The sequence below is a fragment of the Streptomyces sp. NBC_00490 genome, from assembly GCF_036013645.1.
GTDB classification, from domain to species: Bacteria; Actinomycetota; Actinomycetes; order Streptomycetales; family Streptomycetaceae; genus Streptomyces; species Streptomyces canus_F.
This window is the reverse complement of the sequence record NZ_CP107869.1, coordinates 4846198-4866152: the sequence shown is the minus strand read 5'-3', so window position 1 is coordinate 4866152 and position 19955 is coordinate 4846198. Positions and strand designations below refer to the sequence as shown.

Sequence of the window (19955 nt, the reverse complement as noted above, 5' to 3'; positions counted from 1 at the left end):
AGCGGCTGTCGGCAGCCTCACCCTGAGCTCTCATGGACAACGGAACACCGGGCGCGCCCGTCGGCGAACCACCCCCGCCGGAGCCGGTCGAACTGATCGAACTGGTCATACCCGGCACCGGCGTCGTGGACCGCGAGGAGGTTCTCCGGCCGCCCGGTGTACGTCAGGTGAGCGGGGACGACAGCGCGGGCTGGTACCGGCCCGCCGAGGAGGACACGGACGGGCCGCGCCCCCTGCGGGAGGTGTACGACTGGCCCCGGCTCCTGATCGGCGGGGCCGGCCGGGCCGCCTGGCTCTTCCTGCTGCCCTTTCTCGTCATCAACCTGGTGACGTGGATGCAGCCACGCTTACCGGAACGCTCATGGCAGGGCTCCCTGTACAGCTTCGGAGCGCGGCTGCTCGGACTCTCCCTGACGGTGATGCTGGTCGGCGTCTTCGGGCAGGCGGCCATGGACCAGGTCGTCTGGCAGTGCGGGGCCGAGACCGCCGAGTGCGTCTCGGGCAACTTCGCGGTGACCGCGGCCCGCGAGCCGGACACCGGGACGGCCCTCGCCCTCGCGGCCCTCGCGCCTCTGGTCGTCGGCACCCTGATGGCGTTCAGCGCCCGGGACGCCAAACGCGAGTACCGCCCGGTGCTCAGGACCGCCGCGCGCGAGACCTACGAACGGGCCGAGGAGGAGGACCGGCACCGGCGCAACGGACACCACACCCGGCGCCCCCTGGAGGTCCGCGGCTTCTGGGAGCACAACACGCGGGCCAAGGGCCTGACCACACGGCACCTGTGCGCGGGACTGCTCACGGTGGCCATGCTGCTCATCGTCCCGCCGCTCCAGTACGACCTGCGCGAGGGCGACGCCACCCCGGCCCTGACCCTGTTCGTGCTGATCCTGGTGATCGCCGTCCTCGTGGTGATCGACGGCCCGTACTTCCGCGCCAGCTACGTCCAGCGCGAAGGAACCATGGTCACTCCACGGCACCGGCTTCGCTGGCCCCTGCGGTACGCGAAGGGGGCCGTCGGCGGGTGCCTGGCGGTGACGGTCGGTGCCATGGTGTGCTGCGCGGTGCCCTCCCGGGACTGGGACGCCGCCCGCGAGCGCTCCACGATGCTGCCCGGCATGGGCGCGGAGGCGAACTACGTGGTCATCGCCCAGGGCGTCGGACTCGTGCTCATGGTCGTCGCCTGTCTCGCCATGGTCCGCGGAGAGACCGGTTCGGCGTCGAGGACGACCCTGTTCGGGCTGCTGGGACCCGTGGTGGGAGTGCTGGCCTGCTTCGTGGGCTGGCTGTACACCGCGGCGTTCTCCCTGTGGCTCCAGGGCTGGCTCACCCCAGACGGCGACCCGTACGCGGCCCTCATCCCGCGGGCCGTCCAGGTGGTCGCGGCGGCCTTCCCGCTGGTCGTGCTGCTCGGCGTGGCGGTGGGCGCGATCGCGGCCACGTGCATCGCCCTGCGCCGGCCTTGGCTGCGGAACGTCTCGCCCCCCGCCCCCGCCCCCGGTCCCGGTCCCGAGGCGGACCCGGACGACATCCTCGACAACCAACGCCAGTGGAAAAGGCTGCGGTTCGCGGAGTACGCCGGAGTCCGCGCCCTGATCTGGTACGACCGCGGCCTGGCCACCCTCGCGGTCCTGGTCGTCCTCCTGACCTGCGCCATGTACGGGGCCTACTGGGTCGGCGACGGCTCCTGGCTGGCCGGCGTACGAGACGTCATGGTCGACGTACTCCAGCAGCTGACGACGCTCGGGGCCGTCATCCTGGTGGGCCTTGTCGCGGTGGCCGTGTTCGCCGTACGCGCCATCGTGCTGCGGCCCGAGATGCGCCGGAACGCGGGGCTGGCCTGGGCGTTCGGCGCGTTCTGGCCGCGTGCGGCGCACCCGTTCACCCCGGCGGCCTGGGCGGTGCGCACCGTGCCCGAACTCGTGCACCGGATCGAGTACCTGCTGGACGAGAACGACCGCCGCCGCCTGCTGATCCAGGCCCACTCCATGGGATCCGTGATCGCCGTGGCCGCCCTGTGGCAGGTACGGCCCAAGCTGCGATGGCGTATCGCCCTGTTGACCACGGGCAGCCCGGTCGGTGTGGTGTTCCGGCGCCACTACCCCGGCTACGCGCCCGGCGACTCGATCGACGCCCTGCGGAAGCTGCACGCCTGGATCAACATCCACCGCACCACCGACGTACTGGCGGGACCCGTCGTCGGGGGCGCCACGGAGAACGGCACATTCGGGGACGTGGAGTGGAAGGACGGGGTGGACCCGACGGCCGAGCCCACCACGACAGAACCGGGACGCACTACGGGCCAGCCCGTCTTCTGGCCCCTGGAACGCCACCTCGGCTACCGACGCGCACCGGGCCTCCGCCCGATCCGCAGGGACCTTCTCGAAGGTCTCGCCGCGGCACAGCAGCCGACGCCTCCGGCCGTCCCACCGTCACGCGTCAGCGGAGGACACCGCCGCCGGCTGCCCTCACAAAGTGAGTGAAGGCTTCGGGGGTCACGGAGAGGACTCCGGCACGGGGGTTCTTGGAGTCACGGACGGCGATGTGGGGGGTGAGGCGGGCGACCTCGACGCAATCACCGCCACTGCTACCGCTGTACGACGACTTACGCCAGGAGGCGCTGCCGAGCGGGGCGCATTCGACGCACTCGCCGCCGGTGTCCCCGCTGTACGAGGACTTACGCCATATCGCGCCCGTCATGTTCAGGTTGGTTGCCATACCGCTCCTCCATCACACGGGCGATCAGCGCCGCCGAGTCGTCCACGGAGAGCGCGGCGGCTTGAAGATGATCGTAACGGACCATGCCTTCTCTGACGGCTTCAGGATTGGCCGTCATGTGGCCCTGGACGAAGTCCTCGGTGTACACGATGTCCGGGTCACTGGCGAAGCGCAGAAGCGTGAACGAGCCCATCAGTCCCGTGTGTGCCCCGGCCTCGAAAGGCAGCACTTGGATCTCCAGCCACGTCGCTTCTGCAGCGACAGCAGGTGGGCCAGTTGCTGTCGCATGACTTTCGGCCCGCCGACCTTTTGCTGGAGTACTGCCTCGCTCAACACCACCCATGTCACGGGAGGTTGGTCCCGCTCCAGGATGCGCTGTCGGTCCAGCCGCGCTGCGACCCGGCCGTCGAGGTTGCCCTCCTCCCGCGTGCTGAGCACAGCACGGGCGTACGCCTCGGTCTGTAGAAGCCCGTGCACCAACTGAGCCTGGTACGTCGAGATGAACCCCGCCTTCGCCTCCATCTCCGCATACGGCTGAAACCAGTTCGGCAACTGACTCCGCAGCACCAGCCCCACCAGCCGCGAGAACATCCCGTCCGTCCCCATCGCCGCGTCCACCCGCTCGGAGAACTCCCGCTGCGGCACCTTCGCCGCCGTCTCGATCTGCCCGATCAGCGACCCGGTACAGAACACGATCGCCCCGAGCTGCGCCAGCGTCAGCCCCGCCTCCTCCCGTACGCGGCGCAACTCGTAGCCGTAGTAGTCCAACGGCGATGCGCTGGGGTCGAGTTCACGGATCCGCATGCCGACCACCTCCCATGACTGAGAGTAGCCAGACGAATGCGCAGAGATCCCGACTTGTGGAAAAGTCGGGTGCCGTCAATGGCAGACCTAAGGGCCGCACATTTTCATGCAAGCACGCTTGCTTGTTTTTGGGACCGCTGACATCCTCGCTCCATGGCAGACCCGACGCCCGTCATCGACGATCTGTGCGCCGAAAGCGAGGAGCTCGACCTGCTCGTGGCCGAGTTGAGCCCCGAGCAGTGGCGGCTCGCGACGCCCGCCCCCGGCTGGAGCATCGCCCACCAGATCGCCCACCTCGCCTGGACCGACCACTCCTCGCTGCTGGCGGTGACCGATCAGGACGCCTTCTCCCGCGAGGTCGAGAAGGCGCTCGCCGCACCCGGGGACTTCGTGGACAACGGGGCCGAGGAGGGTGCCGGGAAGCCCCCGGCGCGGCTGCTCGCCTACTGGCGCGCGGGACGTGAGGACCTGGCCGACGCCCTGCGGGCCGCCCCCGACGGCGCCCGTTTCCCCTGGTACGGCCCGCCCATGTCCACCGCCTCCATGGCCACCGCCCGTCTCATGGAGACCTGGGCGCACGGACTGGACGTGGCGGACGCGCTGGGCGTGACCCGTACCCCCACCGACCGGCTGAGCCATATCGCCCGGCTCGGTGTCCGCACGCGCGACTACTCCTTCGGCGTGCACGGACTCACTCCGCCGTTCGAGGAGTTCCGTATCGAACTCACCGCCCCTTCCGGCGAGTTGTGGATCTACGGCCCCGAGAACGCCACCGACCGCGTCACCGGCCCCGCCCTCGACTTCTGCCTCCTGGTCACCCACCGGGCCCACCGCACCGACCTCGCCCTGTGCGCCGAAGGCTCCGACGCCGACCGCTGGCTCGACATCGCCCAGGCCTTCGCGGGCCCACCGGGAGGCGGACGCCCGCCGAAGGGGGCGGCCGGGTGAGGACTCTGCGTATCGGCAACGCCTCCGGCTTCTACGGCGACCGGTTCGACGCCCTGCGCGAGATGCTCACCGGCGGTGAACTCGACGTTCTCACCGGCGACTACCTCGCCGAACTGACCATGCTCATCCTCGGCCGCGACCGCCTGAAGGACCCCGGCGCCGGTTACGCCCGTACCTTTCTGCGCCAGCTCGAGGACTCGCTAGCTCTCGCCCACGAGCGGGGCGTCAAGCTCGTGGCCAACGCCGGCGGCCTCAACCCGGCCGGACTCGCCGAACGGGTGCGGGAGTTGGCGGACCGGCTCGGCATCCCGGTCCGCGTCGCCCACGTCGAGGGCGACGACCTCACCGCACAGCACCCCGGCAGCCTCGCCGCCCACGCCTACCTCGGCGGCTTCGGTATCGCCGCCTGTCTGCGCGAGGGCGCCGACGTCGTGGTCACCGGGCGCGTGACGGACGCGGCCCTGGTCACCGGGCCCGCCGCCGCGCACTTCGGGTGGGGGCCCGGGGAGTACGACCGGCTGGCGGGGGCCGTCGTCGCCGGGCATGTGCTGGAGTGCGGGACGCAGGCGACCGGCGGGAACTACTCCTTCTTCCGGGAGGGGGACGTCCGACGCCCCGGCTTCCCCCTCGCCGAGCTCCACGAGGACGGCACGGCGGTCATCACCAAACACCCCGGCACCGGCGGCTTCGTCGACGTCGGCACGGTGACCGCGCAGCTCCTGTACGAGACGGGCGGCGCCCGGTACGCGGGCCCCGACGTCACCGCCCGCCTCGACACGGTCCGCCTCACCCAGGACGGCCCCGACCGCGTCCGCATCGACGGTGTGGGCGGCGAGCCCCCGCCGCCCACGCTCAAGGTCGGCCTCAACCGGCTCGGCGGCTTCCGCAACGAGGTCTCCTTCGTGCTGACCGGGCTCGACATCGAGGCCAAGGCGGCACTGGTGAAGGGGCAGTTGGAGGCTGCCCTCGGCAAGGTGAGCGAGGTGCGCTGGGACCTCGTCCGCACCGACCGCCCCGACGCCGACACCGAGGAGACCGCCAGCGCGCTGCTGCGGCTCGTCGTACGGGACCCGGACCAGGAGGCCGTGGGACGGGCGCTCAGCGGGGCCGCCATCGAGCTCGCGCTGGCGAGCTACCCCGGCTTCCATGTGCTGGCGCCACCTGGAAAGGGCGCGCCTTATGGGGTCTTCGAGGATGTGTACGTCCCCCAGGGGGCCGTGCCCCATGTCGCGGTCCTCCATGACGGGCGGCGGGTGTCCGTGGCACCGGCCCAGGAGACCGTCGTACTGGAAGACGTGCCGGTGCCGCCGCTGCCCGAGCCCCTTCCGGCGGGGCCCACGCGCCGCGCTCCTCTCGGGCTCGTCGTCGGCGCCCGCAGCGGCGACAAGGGCGGGAACGCCAACGTGGGGGTCTGGGCACGGACCGACGAGGCCTGGAGCTGGCTCGCGCACGCGCTGAGCGTCGACCGATTCCGCGGACTCCTCCCGGAGACCGCCGACCTGCCCGTCACCCGGCACACCCTCCCGGGCCTGCGCGCCCTCAACTTCGTCGTCGAGGGCATCCTCGGCGCCGGCGTCGCCGCCCAGCACCGCTTCGACCCGCAGGCCAAAGCCCTCGGCGAATGGCTGCGCTCCCGCCACCTGGACATCCCGGAGGAGCTGCTGTGACCGTCCTGTCGTCGGCGCTGGACACCAACGGCCCCGACTACCGCGCCCACCGCGAGACCATGCTCGCCAAGCTCACCGCACTGGACACCGAGCACGCCAAGGCCCTCGCGGGCGGCGGCGAGAAGTACGTCCAACGGCACCGGGGGCGCGGCAAGCTGCTCGCCCGTGAGCGCATCGAGCTGCTCCTCGACCCCGACACGCCCTTCCTGGAGCTGTCCCCGCTCGCCGCCTGGGGCAGCGACTACACCGTGGGCGCCTCCCTGGTCACCGGCATCGGGGTCGTCGAGGGCGTGGAGTGCCTGATCACCGCGAACGACCCGACCGTGCGCGGAGGCGCCAGCAACCCCTGGTCGCTGAAGAAGGCCTTGCGCGCGAACGACATCGCGCTCGCCAACCGGCTGCCCTGCATCAGCCTGGTGGAGTCCGGGGGCGCCGACCTGCCGTCCCAGAAGGAGATCTTCATCCCCGGCGGGGCCATCTTCCGCGACCTCACCCGCCTCTCCGCCGCCGGGATCCCTACGGTCGCCGTCGTCTTCGGGAACTCCACCGCCGGAGGCGCGTACGTTCCCGGCATGTCCGACCACGTGATCATGGTCAAGGAGCGCGCGAAGGTGTTCCTGGGCGGTCCGCCGCTGGTGAAGATGGCCACGGGGGAGGAGAGCGACGACGAGTCCCTCGGCGGCGCGGAGATGCACGCGCGTGTGTCGGGCCTCGCCGACTACTTCGCCGTCGACGAGCAGGACGCGCTGCGGCAGGCACGCCGGGTCGTGGCACGCCTCAACCACCGCAAGGCGTACGGCGATCCGGGTCCGGCCGAGCCGCCCAAGTACGACGCGGAGGAGCTGCTGGGGATCGTCCCCGGCGATCTGAAGGTGCCCTTCGACCCGCGCGAGGTCATCGCCCGGATCGTCGACGCCTCCGACTTCGACGAGTTCAAGCCGCTGTACGGGACCAGCCTGACCACGGGGTGGGCCTCGCTGCACGGCTATCCGGTCGGTGTGCTGGCGAACGCGCAGGGGGTCCTGTTCAGCGAGGAGTCCCAGAAGGCGGCCCAGTTCATCCAGCTGGCCAACCAGCGGGACATCCCGCTCCTCTTCCTGCACAACACCACCGGGTACATGGTCGGCAAGGAGTACGAGCAGGGCGGCATCATCAAGCACGGCGCGATGATGATCAACGCGGTCTCCAACTCCCGCGTCCCGCACCTGTCCGTGCTGATGGGAGCCTCGTACGGCGCCGGGCACTACGGCATGTGCGGGCGGGCCTACGACCCCCGCTTCCTCTTCGCCTGGCCCAGCGCCAAGTCGGCCGTGATGGGCCCGCAGCAGCTCGCGGGCGTCCTGTCGATCGTGGCCCGGCAGTCGGCGGCGGCGAAGGGACAGCCCTACGACGAGGAGGGCGACGCGGCTCTGCGGGCCCTGGTGGAGCAGCAGATCGAGTCCGAGTCGCTGCCGATGTTCCTGTCCGGGCGGCTCTACGACGACGGCGTCATCGACCCCCGCGACACCCGTACCGTCCTCGGCCTGTGCCTGTCGGCCATCCACACGGCGCCGTACGAGGGTGCGCGCGGCGGCTTCGGCGTCTTCAGGATGTGAGGGGTGTGACGGATGTGAGGGATCACTTGATAGGGACTGTGCTGGTCGCCAACCGCGGCGAGATCGCCTGCCGCGTCTTCCGCACCTGTCGTGAGCTGGGAATCCGGACGGTCGCCGTGCACTCGGACGCTGACGCGAACGCCCTCCACGCGCGCGTGGCCGACACGGCGGTACGGCTGCCGGGGGTGACCCCCGCGGAGACGTATCTGCGCGGCGACCTGATCGTGAAGGCGGCGGTCGCGGCCGGCGCGGACGCCGTGCACCCCGGCTACGGCTTCCTCTCCGAGAACGCGGACTTCGCCCGCGCCGTCCTGGACGCGGGACTGGTGTGGATCGGCCCGAGCCCCGCGTCGATCGAGGCGATGGCGTCCAAGACGCGCGCGAAGGAGCTGATGGGCCTCGCGCCGCTGGGGGAGCCCACCGAGGCCGATCTGCCCCTGCTGGTGAAGGCGGCCGCGGGTGGCGGGGGACGCGGGATGCGGGTCGTGCGCCGCATGGAGGAGCTGAGCGCCGCACTGGAGGGCGCCCGCGCCGAGGCCGCGAGCGCCTTCGGGGACGGCGAGGTCTTCCTGGAGCCGTACATAGAGAACGGGCGCCACGTCGAGGTCCAGATCCTCGCCGACACCCACGGCACGGTCTGGGCGCTCGGCACCCGCGACTGCTCCCTCCAGCGCCGCCACCAGAAGGTCATCGAGGAGTCCCCGGCCCCCGGACTCTCCGAAGGCCTCGTGGCCGAGCTGCACGCGCTGTCCGTACGCGCCGCCCGCGCGGTCGACTACGTGGGCGCCGGCACCGTCGAGTTCCTCGTCGCCGACGACAAGGCGCAGTTCCTGGAGATGAACACCCGCCTCCAGGTCGAACACCCGGTGACGGAGGCGGTGTTCGACGTGGACCTGGTGGCTCTCCAGATCGCGGTGGCGGAGGGCCGCGCGCTGGACGCGGACCACCCTCCACGCGCGCGTGGCCACGCCGTCGAGGCCCGCCTCTACGCCGAGGACCCCTCGACCGACTGGACCCCCCAGACGGGCACCCTCCACCGCCTGACCGTCCCGGAATCCGTCCGCCTCGACACCGGCTACGACGACGGCACCGAGATCGGCGTCCACTACGACCCCCTGCTCGCCAAGGTCATCGCCCACGCCCCCACCCGCACGGAGGCACTCCGCAAACTGGCGGGCGCGCTGGAACGGGCCACGGTCCACGGCCCGACCACCAACAGGGACCTGCTGGTCCGCAGCCTGCGCCACGAGGAGTTCACGGCGGCGGCGATGACCACGGCGTTCTACGACCGCCACCTCCCGTCCCTGACGGTGACGCTCCCCGACCCGTACGCCCCCCTGGCCGCGGCCCTCGCCGACGCCCGAAGCCGCCCGTCCCGCTTCGGCGGAGGCTGGCGCAACGTTCCCTCACAGCCCCAGACCAAGCGCTACGAGCACGCGGGCGAGGAGCACGAGGTCCGCTACCGCCACACCCGCGACGGCCTGGAAGCGGACGGGGTGCGCGTCGTGCACGCGGACGCGCGTCTGGTCGTACTCGAAGTGGAGGGCGTGCAGCGCAAGTTCGAGGTGACGAGGTACGCCGACGAGGTGCACGTCAACGCGACCCGGCTCAGGGCCCTGCCCCGCTTCCCGGACCCCACGGCCCAGCTGGCCCCGGGTTCGTTGGTGGCCCCGATGCCGGGAACGGTGGTCAGGATCGCGGAGGGCTTGGCCGAGGGAGCGCCCGTGAAGGCCGGAGAGCCCTTGCTGTGGCTGGAGGCGATGAAGATGGAACACAAGATCACAGCCCCGCTCACAGGCACGCTCACGGCTCTGCACGTGGTGCCTGGCCAACAAGTGACGGTCGGCTCATTGCTGGCAGTAGTGCAGGACACCTAGGGGCGCGGGGCTGTATCAATTTGCGGCTACCGCCGCGCGGGCGCGACCAGCCACAAACAACTCACACCCGGGAGGAGCCCCATGCCATCCACGATCGAATCCGAAGAACACAAAGCCCTCCGAGCAGCAGTAGCCGCCCTCGGTAAACGCCACGGCCGCACCTACGACCGCGAACAACTCTGGTCCGAGGCAGCCAAACTCGGCTACCTCGGCGTCAACCTCCCCGAGGCGTACGGAGGCGGAGGCGGCGGCATCTCCGAACTCTCGATCGTCCTCGAAGAACTCGGCGCCGCAGGATGCCCCCTGCTCATGATGGTCGTCTCCCCGGCCATCTGCGGCACAGTGATCGCCAGGTTCGGCACGGAAGCCCAGAAGCAGGACTGGCTCCCCGCCCTCGCCGACGGCACCCGGACCATGGCCTTCGGCATCACCGAACCCGACGCCGGCTCCAACAGCCACCGCATCACCACCACCGCCCGCAAGGACGGCACCGACTGGCTCCTCACCGGCCGCAAGGTCTTCATCTCCGGCGTCGACATAGCCGACGCCACCCTCATCGTCGGCCGCGCCGAGGACTCCCGTACCGGCCGCCTCAAGCCCTGCCTCTTCATCGTCCCCCGGGACGCGGAAGGCTTCACCCGCCGCCAGATCGACATGGAACTCCAGGCGGTGGAGAAGCAGTTCGAGCTGACCCTCGACGACGTACGCCTCCCCGCCGACGCACTCGTCGGAGACGAGGACGCGGGCCTGCTCCAGCTCTTCGCCGGCCTGAACCCCGAACGCATCATGACGGCCGCCTTCGCGATCGGCATGGGCCGCCACGCGCTCGCCAAAGCCGTCGAGTACGCCCGCGACCGCACCGTCTGGAACGCCCCGATCGGCGCCCACCAGGCCATCGCGCACCCCTTGGCGCAGGCGCACATCGACCTCGAACTGGCCCGCCTGATGATGCAGAAGGCGGCCCATCTCTACGACACCGGCGACGACGTCGGCGCGGGCGAGGCCGCCAACATGGCGAAGTACGCGGCGGGGGAGGCCTGCGTGAAGGCGGTCGACCAGGCCGTGCACACCCTCGGCGGGAACGGCCTCACCCGGGAGTTCGGGCTCGCCTCGTTGATAACGGCCTCGCGCGTGGCTCGTATTGCCCCGGTGAGCCGGGAGATGATTCTCAACTACGTCTCCCACCAGACCCTGGGCCTGCCCAAGTCGTACTAGGCCGTCTTGGAGGAACCGTGTTCCGCAGCGAGTACGCAGACGTCCCCCCGGTCGAACTCCCCATCCACGAGGCCGTCCTGGGCCGCGCCGCCGAGTTCGGCGACAACCCCGCCCTCGTCGACGGCACGAACGGCACCACCCTCACCTACGCCCAACTGGACGTGTTCCACCGGCGCGTCGCCGCGGGGCTCGCCGAGGCGGGGGTGGTCAAGGGGGACGTCCTCGCGCTGCACAGCCCCAACACGATCGCGTTCCCCACGGCGTTCTACGCCGCCACGCGCGCGGGGGCCACCGTCACCACCGTGCACCCGCTCGCCACGCCGGAGGAGTTCGCCAAGCAGCTCAAGGACTCCGCCTCCCGCTGGATCGTCACCGTCTCCCCACTGCTGGAGACGGCCCGCCGGGCGGCCGAACTCGCGGGCGGCGTCGAGGAGATCTTCGTCTGCGACAGCGCGCCGGGACACCGCTCGCTCCTCGACATGCTGGGCTCGACCGCCCCGGAACCGGTCATCGACATCGACCCCGTGGAGGACGTGGCGGCACTGCCGTACTCCTCGGGCACGACCGGCATCCCCAAGGGCGTCATGCTCACCCACCGCCAGCTCGCCACCAACCTCGCCCAGCTCTCGCCCGCCCTCGCGGTGGGCCCCGGCGACCGCATCCTCGCCGTACTGCCCTTCTTCCACATCTACGGTCTGACGGCCCTCATGAACGGGCCCCTGCGCAACGGCGCCACCGTCGTCGTCCTGCCCCGCTTCGACCTGGAGACCTTCCTCGCGGCCATCCAGAACCACCGCATCACCGGCCTGTACGTCGCCCCGCCCATCGTCCTGGCCCTCGCCAAGCACCCGCTGGTCACCCAGTACGACCTGTCGACGCTGCGCTACATCATCAGCGCCGCCGCCCCCCTGGACGCCAAGCTCGCCGAGGCCTGCTCGCAGCGTCTGAACCTGCCGCCCGTGGGCCAGGCGTACGGCATGACGGAACTCTCGCCCGGCACCCACGTCGTCCCTCTGGCCGCCATGCGCCACGCACCCCCCGGCACGGTCGGCCGCCTCGTCGCCGGAACCGAGATGCGCATCGTCTCCCTCGACGACCCCGACAAGGACGTCGGCGTCGGCGAGGACGGCGAGATCCTCATCCGCGGCCCCCAGGTCATGAAGGGCTACCTGGGCCGCCCCGACGCCACCGCCGCCATGATCGACGCCGACGGCTGGCTGCACACCGGCGACGTCGGCCACGCCGACGCCGACGGGTGGCTGTTCGTCGTCGACCGGGTCAAGGAACTCATCAAGTACAAGGGCTTCCAGGTCGCCCCGGCCGAACTCGAGGCCCTCCTCCTCACCCACCCCGGCATCGCCGACGCCGCCGTCATCGGCGTCTACAACGACGACGGCAACGAGGTCCCGCACGCGTACGTGGTCCGCGGCCCCACCGCCACCGACCTCTCCGAAGGAGAGGTCATGATGTACGTCGCCGAACGCGTCGCCCCCTACAAACGCGTCCGCCAGGTCACCTTCATCGACGGGGTACCGCGGGCCGCCTCCGGGAAGATCCTGCGCCGCCGACTGAGGGAGCTCCAGTGACACTGATCGGCCGCGCACGCGCGCGGGGCATCGAGACCCTCACCCTCGACTCGCCGCACAACCGCAACGCCCTGTCGGCCGCGCTGGTGGGCGAGCTGGCGACCGCCCTGGCCGAAGGGGGGAAGGACGGGGACGTACGCGCGATCGTCCTCACCCACACCGGGAACACGTTCAGCGCGGGAGCCGACCTGAAGGACCCGCCCGACCCGGACGCGCTGGTGGGGCTGCTGCGGCAGATCGTCGAGCTGCCCAAACCGGTCCTGGCCCGGGTCACCGGCCACGTCCGCGCGGGCGGACTGGGCCTGCTGGCGGCCTGCGACATCGGGGTGGCGGCCACCGGGTCGAGCTTCGCCTTCACCGAGGTACGGATCGGGGTCGCCCCCGCGGTGATCTCCCTGCCGCTGCTGCCCCGCACCGACCCCCGCGCCCTTGCCCGCTACTACCTCACCGGCGAACGCTTCGACGCCGCCGAGGCCGCCCGCATCGGCCTCCTGACGGCGATGGGCGACGCCGTGGACGACGTACTGGAACCCCTCCTGGACGGCCTGCGCAAGGCGGCCCCCGAAGCCCTGGCGGAGACGAAACGGCTGCTCACCGCTAGGGTGCTGGAAGCCTTCGACCGGGACGCGGCCGACCTCACCGCGACGTCGGCCCGCCTGTTCGCCTCCGCACAGGCCCGCGAGGGCATGACGGCCTTTCTGGAACGACGGGATCCCGCATGGGCGCTGTGAGCACGGTCGGCGACCGTGTGGAACGTACTCCCAAACAGGACCGCAGCCGGGCCACCCGGCAGCGGCTCCTGGAAGCCGCCGTGGCCTGCCTCGCCGAACACGGCTGGGCGGGCTCCACGGTGTCCGTCGTCGCCGAACGCGCGGGCGTCTCCCGAGGCGCCGCCCAGCACCACTTCCCGACCCGGGAGGACCTGTTCACGGCGGCGGTGGAGTACGTGGCGGAGGAACGCTCGACGGCTCTGCGGGCGCTCTTCCCGCAGGGCACGACGGCCGACCGGCGGACCGTGGTCGCAGCCCTCGTCGACCTCTACACCGGCCCCCTCTTCCGCGCCGCCCTGCACCTGTGGGTCGCCGCCTCCAACGAGGACCAGCTCCGCCCCAACGTGACGGAACTGGAGGCCCGCGTCGGCCGCGAGACCCACCGCATCGCGGTCGAGCTCCTGGGCGCGGACGAGTCCAGGCCCGGGGTACGGGAGACGGTCCAGGGACTGCTGGACATGGCCCGGGGCCTGGGGCTGGCCAACCTGCTCACGGACGACGCGGGGCGCCGGGAACGCGTCGTCGCCCAGTGGGCCGTACTGCTGGACGACGCGCTGGGCTGAGCGCCCCGACTGCTCAGGGGCTGAGCCTCTCCACCCGCCAGCTCCCGTCCGGCTCCGCCACGTACCGCAGCCGGTCGTGCAGCCGGTTCTCCCGGCCCTGCCAGAACTCCACCGTCCGCGGAGCCACCCGGAACCCACCCCAGTTCGGCGGCACCGGCACCTGCTCGCCCTCCGGATAGCGGGCTTCGAGCTCGGCGTACGACGCCTCCAGGTCCGCCCGGGTCGCGATCACCGACGACTGGGCGCTGGCCCACGCCCCGAGCTGCGAACCGTGCGGCCGGGTCCGGAAGTACGCGGCGGTCTCGTCCCGCCCGGTACGGCGCGCGACACCCGTGACGACGACCTGCCGGGCCATCGGATGCCACGGAAAGAGCAGCGAGACGTACGGATTCTCGGAGAGGTCACGCGCCTTGCGGGAGTCGTAGTTCGTGTAGAACACGAACCCCTGCTCGTCGAACTGCTTCAGCAGCACCGTACGAGAGGTGGGCCGGCCCTCCGCGTCCGCCGTGGAGACCACCATGGCGTTCGGCTCGAACAGCTGGGCCTCCGTCGCGGCCTGCTTGAACCAGCGCGCGAACTGCCCCACGGGGGTGGCGGCGAGGTCGGTCTCGGCGAGCCCCTCGGCCCGGTACTGCTTGCGCATGGCGGCGGGATCGGGGAACGGAACGGGGTCGCGGGAGACGGCGTCTGCGTCGGTCACGCCGTCATCTTGCCGTATGGAATCCGCCGGAGAACCGGTCGGGGCCCACCGCACAGGGGTGGCACTCAGTGCCGCAAGTACTCCCCAAAGGTGGCACTCGGGGATATGGTGCAGATGTCGCCGCGGTGGGGTGACCACCCGCCGTACGGGGCATCACAGGGCCGACCGACCATCCGGAGCCGTCCCCTCCGCCGGTCGCCCCCACACCGCCCCCGACACCCGTCGCACACATCATGAGGAGCCGCCTGATGTCCGACCTCGACCCCGGTTTCGTACCTGGCCTCGAAGGAATCGTCGCGTTCGAGACGGAGATCGCCGAACCGGACAAGGAAGGCGGCGCCCTGCGGTACCGGGGCGTCGACATCGAGGACCTCGTCGGCAACGTCTCGTTCGGCAACGTCTGGGGCCTGCTCGTCGACGGCGCCTTCCGCCCCGGCCTGCCGCCCGCCGAGCCCTTCCCGATCCCCGTGCACTCCGGAGACATCCGCGTGGACGTCCAGTCCGCACTCGCGATGCTCGCCCCCGTCTGGGGCCTGAAACCCCTCCTCGACATCGACGAGGCCCAGGCCCGCGACGACCTCGCCCGGGCGGCCGTCATGGCCCTGTCGTACGTCGCCCAGTCCGCCCGCGGCCAGGGCCGCCCCATGGTCCCGCAGAGCGAGATCGACAAGGCCCAGTCCGTCGTCGAACGCTTCATGATCCGCTGGCGCGGTGAACCCGACCCCAAGCACGTCGCCGCGGTCGACGCCTACTGGACGTCCGCCGCCGAGCACGGCATGAACGCCTCCACCTTCACGGCCCGCGTCATCGCCTCCACCGGCGCGGACGTCGCCGCCGCCCTCTCGGGCGCCGTGGGAGCCATGTCCGGCCCGCTGCACGGCGGCGCCCCCTCCCGTGTCCTGCACATGATCGAGGAGATCGAGCGCACCGGCGACGCCGACGCCTACGTCAAGCAGGCCCTCGACAAGGGCGAGCGCCTGATGGGCTTCGGCCACCGCGTCTACCGCGCCGAGGACCCCCGCGCGCGCGTGCTGCGGCGCACGGCCCGTGAGCTGGGCGCGCCCCGCTTCGAGGTCGCCGAAGCCCTGGAGAAGGCGGCCCTGGCCGAACTGCACGCCCGCCGCCCCGACCGGGTGCTCGCGACCAACGTCGAGTTCTGGGCGGCCATCGTCCTCGACTTCGCCGAGGTGCCGGCCCACATGTTCACGTCGATGTTCACGTGCGCGCGCACGGCCGGCTGGTCGGCGCACATCCTGGAACAGAAGCGGACGGGGCGGCTCGTGCGGCCCTCCGCGCGGTACGTGGGGCCGGGGTCGCGTACGCCGCAGGACGTCCCGGGATACGAGGACATCGCTCACTGAGAGGGTGCCTGGGGGGCGCGGGCGGCTGCGGGCCGTATGTGGCCGGTCGCCCGCGCTCCTCGGGTGAGTGAGTCAGGCCGGAGTCAGCAAGTCGCCGTGGTGGCGCTCCGCCACCAGCGGGTGTGCCCGCAGCTTGCCCTTGAGCTCGTTGTAGCCGTACTCCGCGAACAGCGGGTTGGTGGGGTCGTCGGAGACACCGGGCGCGGCGGAGGCGTACGGGAAGGCCAGCGGCTCCACGCGCGCGTCGAGACGCGGGTTGTAGAAGAACGGGACGGAGAACCGCTCGGTCGCCCCGGGCGGGGAGACGACCCGGTGGTTCGTGGCGACGAGATACCCGTTGGTGGCCACCTCCAGCAGCTCACCGAGGTTCACGACGAACGCCCCGTCCAGCGGCGGCACATCGTGGAACCGCCCGTCCTCACGCTCCACCTGGAGTCCGCCGACCCGGTCCTGGAGCAGCAGGGTCAGGAACCCGTAGTCCTTGTGGGCACCGACCCCCTGATCGGCCCCGTCCCCCGCACTGCCCGGATACCGCACGAGCTTCAGATGCGGATGGGCGTGCGCCCCGAAGATCGGGTCGTAGAAGTCGGCGGGCGCCCCGATGGAGGCGAGCAGCTCGTGCAGCAGCCGCTCGGCGACGGAGCTGAGCCGCTCGACCCACCCCAGCGCGGCGGTCCGCAGCTCGGGCAGTGAGCCGGGCCACTGGTTGGGCCCCTGGAGCCACCAGTAGGCAGGCTCGTCGGCGCCCGGTATGCGGGCCTCCCGCTCGGCCCCGATGTCGAGCTGATCCCGCCAGTCCCTGCTGCCGCCGGTCCGCTCGTCGCCGGTCCGCGTGTACCCGCGGAAGTGCGGCGAGCGGACGTTGTCGAGGGCGAGCCGCTCCGCTTCGGGAAGCGCGAAGAACTTCCGCATGGCGGAGAGCAGGGAGCTGGTCTCCTCCGGGCCGACCCCATGCCCGACGAGCTGGAAGAACCCCACGTCATGGGCGGCGCTGTGCAGCTGGGCATGAAGCAGCGCACGGGCTTGGGGGCCGCGGTCGGCGGCGGAGAGATCGATGATCGGGAGCTGCTGGTACGACGGATGCGTCGACACGTTCGTCATGGAGTTCGTCCACAGAAAGAGGAGGGGAGCAAAGTGGGGAACGGCAGCGGGTGGCTGCGTCAGAAAGGGGCCGGAAGCTCAGATGGAGCGTCGACAGCCCATGCTCGTGACGCGGACGTAGTCCACGTGGCGGCGTCGAACGAGCGAAAGCATGAGGTCAGCGTACTGCGCGCCGCAAGAAACGCGGGTGTCGCAGATCACTTACGAAAATTTTCCAGGAACGCAGACGACCCGCAAGCTCGGGTTCCACCGCCTGAGCGGGGAGCCGGCCGGACTTACCGGCGAGCTTGCGGGTCGGGTGACTGCGTTGGATTGGCCGGCTGCGTGTTTCTCGCACACGCTGGTCCGGCACCGCACTTGGTGTGGTGGCAGGCCGCTAGCCCGCAGCCACCTCTCGCGCCCGGGTGTCACTCATTAACCCGATCACCTCCTTTCAGCGATGAACCCACCCTAAGAACCGGTCGGCGTCCGATCAACCGCTTTTTCGGAAAGGAAGAGCAAGGCGAGCCGGGGCAGCCGTCGCCGCATCTCGTCATCGTCGTCGAAGTCGAAGTCCTCGCCCATGTCGGTCGCGGCGCGGGTCTCGGGACGATCCGCCGCGTACTGTCTCCAGGCCTCGTAGAAGGCCTCGCCGTCCCCGGTGATCCGCTCGTACGCGTCCGAGGCGCAGTAGTTGGCGTCCTCGTAGAAGACGGCCCGGTCCTCGAAGTCGGCGGCCGCGCCGATGACCTCGGCGTGATCCGCGAGGCTGTCCGGCACGGCGGCCGCCCGCTCGTACCACTCGCGCCCCTGGGCGATCAGCCCCGCACGGAAGTCCGTGAAGCTGTCGTCGGAGCAGCCCCCGCCGATGAGATAGGCGGCGGCCCACACGTCCCAGCGGTGGACGGCGCCGTGGAGCGCGTCGAAGCGCTCCTGGTACCGCAGGATGTCCTGCGGCGAGCGGCGGGCCAGCAGGTCGACCAGTGCCTCGTGGAAGGGCAGGTCTTCCGTCGTGTTCGAGCGCGCTGTCTCGACGATGCTCCAGAACTCGTCCGTGTCCATGGCGGGAACTGTGGCAGGAGGGTCTGACAACGGCCTCTCAGAGCTTGCTCGTCCGCCCGTCCTCGAAGTAGTGGCCCTCCGCCAGGTCCGCGAGCAGTCCCGCCTCCTCCGGCTTCCAGCCCAGCCGCTGCCGTGTCAGGGCGCTGGACGCCTGGAGGTTCAGGGAGACGAAGTGGCTGATCCAGCCGAAGTGGGCGGCGGCTTCGGTGGGGGACAGCCGGACGACCGGGAGGCCCAGTCCGTGGCCTATGGCGGTCGCGAGGGCGTGGAAGGGCACACCCTCGTCGTCGATCGCGTGCAGGCGGATGCCCGCCGGGGCCTTCTCCAGGGCCAGCCGGAACAGGCGGGCCGCGTCGAGGCGGTGGACGGCGGGCCAGTGGTTCGCGCCGTCGCCGACCATGGCCGACACGCCCCGGTCGCGGGCGATGTCGATCAGCTGGGGGACGAACGCCCCGTCGCCGCGGCCGTGGACCGACGGAGGGAGGCGGACGAGCGTGGCGCGTACGCCGCGTTCGGCGAGGGCGAGGGTGGCTTCCTCGGAGGGCACGCGGAAGGGTGCCACGGACACCGGGTCGGCCGGGTCCTCCTCCGTGGCGAACAAACCCGGCGGGACCAGGAACACCGAGGTCGTCACGAGGGGCTTGCCGGTGCCTTCGAGTGCCGCGCCCATCGCCTCGATGGCGTGCAGGTCGATCGCGCCCGAGGCGGCGATGTCGGAGAAGTCGTGCTTGAAGGCCGTGTGGATGACGCCGTCCGCCGCCGCCGCGCCACGGCGGAGGCTGTCGAGATCGTCGAGGTCGCCGCGGTGCACCTCGGCCCCCGCGGCCGTCAGCGCCGCGGCGGAGGAGTCGGAGCGGGCGAGGCCGACGACCCGGTGACCCGCGTCGAGGAGTTCGCGTACGACGGCGGAACCGACGAACCCGCTGGCGCCGGTGACGAAAACGCGCATGGTGATGCCTCCGAACAGAGGGATGTGTCTGGGTGTCCTCATCGTCCGGAGCAGGCGCCGTCCGCGTCCAAAGCCTGTTTCTCATCGAGCAATACGGTTCAGGCATCGCCACAGCTCAGGACTGGGTAGGCTCCCCGTATGACCGACCTCGACCTCCGCCTGGTCCGGTACTTCACGGTCGTCGCCGAGCACCGGCACTTCGGCCGCGCCGCCACGGCCCTGCACATCACCCAGCCGTCACTGAGCCGGCAGGTGCAGCGCCTGGAGCGGCAGCTGGGCGTCCGGCTCCTCGACCGGACCCCGCAGGGGACGCGGCTGACGGAGGCAGGGGAGACCTTCCTGCCCCATGCCGACGCGCTGCTCCGCGCGGCGACGCAGGCGGCCGCACACACGCGTGCCGCCGCCCGGCCGAACCGCATGACGGTCGGCTTCACGTCGGGCCTCATCGTCACTCCTGCGGTACGGGCGGTTCGCCACCGCCACCCGGACGCCGACGTGCAGACCACACACCTGAACTGGGACGACGTGTGCCCGGCCCTCCTCGACCACAGGGTCGACGCGGTCGTGACCCGGTTGCCGTTCCCCACCGAGGGCCTGCATGTGACGGTCCTCTACGACGAGCCGCGCGTCCTCGTCGTCCCGCTGGACCACCGGCTGGCCGGCAAGGACTCCGTCACCCTCGACGACATCGCCGACGAGCCGCTGCCCCGGACCGCGGATCCGGTGCGCAGCGCCTTCTGGCGGTTCGAGCCCCGGCCGGACGGCCGCCCGGCACCCGACGGGCCGCTCATCGGGGCGATCGAGGACAAACTGGAGCTCGTGGCCGCCGGCGAGACCCTGGCGGTCTCCGTCGTCTCCGTCGGAAGGGCGCTGCGCCACGACCTCACCACGGTCCCCCTGGACGGCGTCGAGCCGAGCCATGTCGTCGTCGCGACCCGGGCCGGGGACCGGGGCCGCGTGGTGGCAGCCTTCCGCAAGGCGGCCAGAGAGCACCTCACGGCGCCGGCATCCTCGTACGAAGATCGAGATTGAGGTGTCCGCGCGGCGGGGAGGTGGACCTCGT

At 71.3% G+C, this 19955-nt stretch carries 16 protein-coding genes and 1 pseudogene; 11 read left to right on the top strand and 6 right to left on the bottom strand.

The genetic code is table 11. From position 1 onward, the window contains the following. Nucleotides 1-32: 32 nt before the first annotated feature. Complete coding sequence (locus OG381_RS21885; RefSeq protein WP_327717768.1) at nucleotides 33-2480, top strand: hypothetical protein; 2448 nt, start codon at nucleotides 33-35, stop codon at nucleotides 2478-2480. Here the strand turns inward: OG381_RS21885 and OG381_RS21880 are convergent. Both OG381_RS21880 and OG381_RS21875 read right to left on the bottom strand, forming a co-directional pair. Next, the gene (locus OG381_RS21880) at nucleotides 2437-2715 is read right to left on the bottom strand and encodes a DUF397 domain-containing protein (RefSeq protein WP_327717767.1); all 279 of its coding nucleotides are present in this window, start codon (nucleotides 2713-2715) and stop codon (nucleotides 2437-2439) included. The genes OG381_RS21885 and OG381_RS21880 overlap by 44 nt on opposite strands. Then, nucleotides 2675-3519 (bottom strand): annotated as a pseudogene (locus OG381_RS21875) (helix-turn-helix domain-containing protein). Before OG381_RS21875 ends, OG381_RS21880 begins: the two are co-directional and overlap by 41 nt. A gap of 153 nt (nucleotides 3520-3672) precedes the next feature. Between OG381_RS21875 and OG381_RS21870 the strand changes: the two are divergent. From OG381_RS21870 to OG381_RS21835, 8 genes are all read left to right on the top strand, one after another. Beyond that, a complete protein-coding gene (locus OG381_RS21870) occupies nucleotides 3673-4467 on the top strand; it encodes a TIGR03084 family metal-binding protein (protein ID WP_327717766.1) in 795 nt (264 codons plus the stop codon). Continuing rightward, a complete protein-coding gene (locus tag OG381_RS21865) occupies nucleotides 4464-6134 on the top strand; it encodes an acyclic terpene utilization AtuA family protein (RefSeq protein WP_327717765.1) in 1671 nt (556 codons plus the stop codon). The genes OG381_RS21870 and OG381_RS21865 overlap by 4 nt, the downstream gene beginning before the upstream one ends. Next, on the top strand, nucleotides 6131-7729 hold the full coding sequence (locus OG381_RS21860) for an acyl-CoA carboxylase subunit beta (RefSeq protein WP_327717764.1): 1599 nt from the start codon (nucleotides 6131-6133) through the stop codon (nucleotides 7727-7729). Before OG381_RS21865 ends, OG381_RS21860 begins: the two co-directional genes overlap by 4 nt. Before the next feature lie 26 nt (nucleotides 7730-7755). After that, nucleotides 7756-9606 carry an acetyl/propionyl/methylcrotonyl-CoA carboxylase subunit alpha gene (locus OG381_RS21855; RefSeq protein ID WP_327722526.1) on the top strand — a complete coding sequence of 617 codons (1851 nt, stop codon included), beginning with the start codon at nucleotides 7756-7758 and terminating at the stop codon, nucleotides 9604-9606. Between the two features lie 81 nt (nucleotides 9607-9687). Continuing rightward, a complete protein-coding gene (locus OG381_RS21850) occupies nucleotides 9688-10821 on the top strand; it encodes an acyl-CoA dehydrogenase family protein (RefSeq protein WP_327717763.1) in 1134 nt (377 codons plus the stop codon). Nucleotides 10822-10838: 17 nt separating this feature from the next. Beyond that, nucleotides 10839-12407, top strand: a complete 1569-nt coding sequence (locus tag OG381_RS21845; protein ID WP_327717762.1) for a 4-coumarate--CoA ligase family protein — start codon at nucleotides 10839-10841, stop codon at nucleotides 12405-12407. Further along, on the top strand, nucleotides 12404-13138 hold the full coding sequence (locus tag OG381_RS21840; RefSeq protein WP_327717761.1) for an enoyl-CoA hydratase family protein: 735 nt from the start codon (nucleotides 12404-12406) through the stop codon (nucleotides 13136-13138). Before OG381_RS21845 ends, OG381_RS21840 begins: the two co-directional genes overlap by 4 nt. Continuing rightward, nucleotides 13126-13740 (top strand): TetR/AcrR family transcriptional regulator, encoded by a 615-nt coding sequence (locus tag OG381_RS21835; protein ID WP_266825600.1) that lies wholly within the window; start codon nucleotides 13126-13128, stop codon nucleotides 13738-13740. The genes OG381_RS21840 and OG381_RS21835 overlap by 13 nt, the downstream gene beginning before the upstream one ends. 13 nt (nucleotides 13741-13753) lie before the next feature. Here OG381_RS21835 and pdxH read toward each other — a convergent pair whose 3' ends face one another. Beyond that, the gene (pdxH, locus tag OG381_RS21830) at nucleotides 13754-14383 is read right to left on the bottom strand and encodes a pyridoxamine 5'-phosphate oxidase (protein WP_327722525.1); all 630 of its coding nucleotides are present in this window, start codon (nucleotides 14381-14383) and stop codon (nucleotides 13754-13756) included. Nucleotides 14384-14688: 305 nt separating this feature from the next. Here pdxH and OG381_RS21825 point away from each other — a divergent pair, with 305 nt between their 5' ends. Then, nucleotides 14689-15801 (top strand): citrate synthase 2, encoded by a 1113-nt coding sequence (locus tag OG381_RS21825; RefSeq protein ID WP_327717760.1) that lies wholly within the window; start codon nucleotides 14689-14691, stop codon nucleotides 15799-15801. 72 nt (nucleotides 15802-15873) lie between these two features. Here the strand turns inward: OG381_RS21825 and OG381_RS21820 are convergent, their stop codons facing one another. From OG381_RS21820 to OG381_RS21810, 3 genes are all read right to left on the bottom strand, one after another. Beyond that, nucleotides 15874-16902, bottom strand: a complete 1029-nt coding sequence (locus tag OG381_RS21820) for an isopenicillin N synthase family dioxygenase (RefSeq protein ID WP_327717759.1) — start codon at nucleotides 16900-16902, stop codon at nucleotides 15874-15876. A gap of 450 nt (nucleotides 16903-17352) precedes the next feature. Next, a complete protein-coding gene (locus OG381_RS21815; protein ID WP_327717758.1) occupies nucleotides 17353-17943 on the bottom strand; it encodes a DUF4240 domain-containing protein in 591 nt (196 codons plus the stop codon). Nucleotides 17944-17980: 37 nt separating this feature from the next. Beyond that, complete coding sequence (locus tag OG381_RS21810; RefSeq protein WP_327717757.1) at nucleotides 17981-18892, bottom strand: SDR family oxidoreductase; 912 nt, start codon at nucleotides 18890-18892, stop codon at nucleotides 17981-17983. A gap of 138 nt (nucleotides 18893-19030) precedes the next feature. Here OG381_RS21810 and OG381_RS21805 point away from each other — a divergent pair, with 138 nt between their 5' ends. After that, nucleotides 19031-19924: a LysR family transcriptional regulator gene (locus tag OG381_RS21805; protein ID WP_327717756.1), complete on the top strand. Its 894-nt coding sequence runs from the start codon at nucleotides 19031-19033 to the stop codon at nucleotides 19922-19924. Nucleotides 19925-19955: the final 31 nt, after the last annotated feature.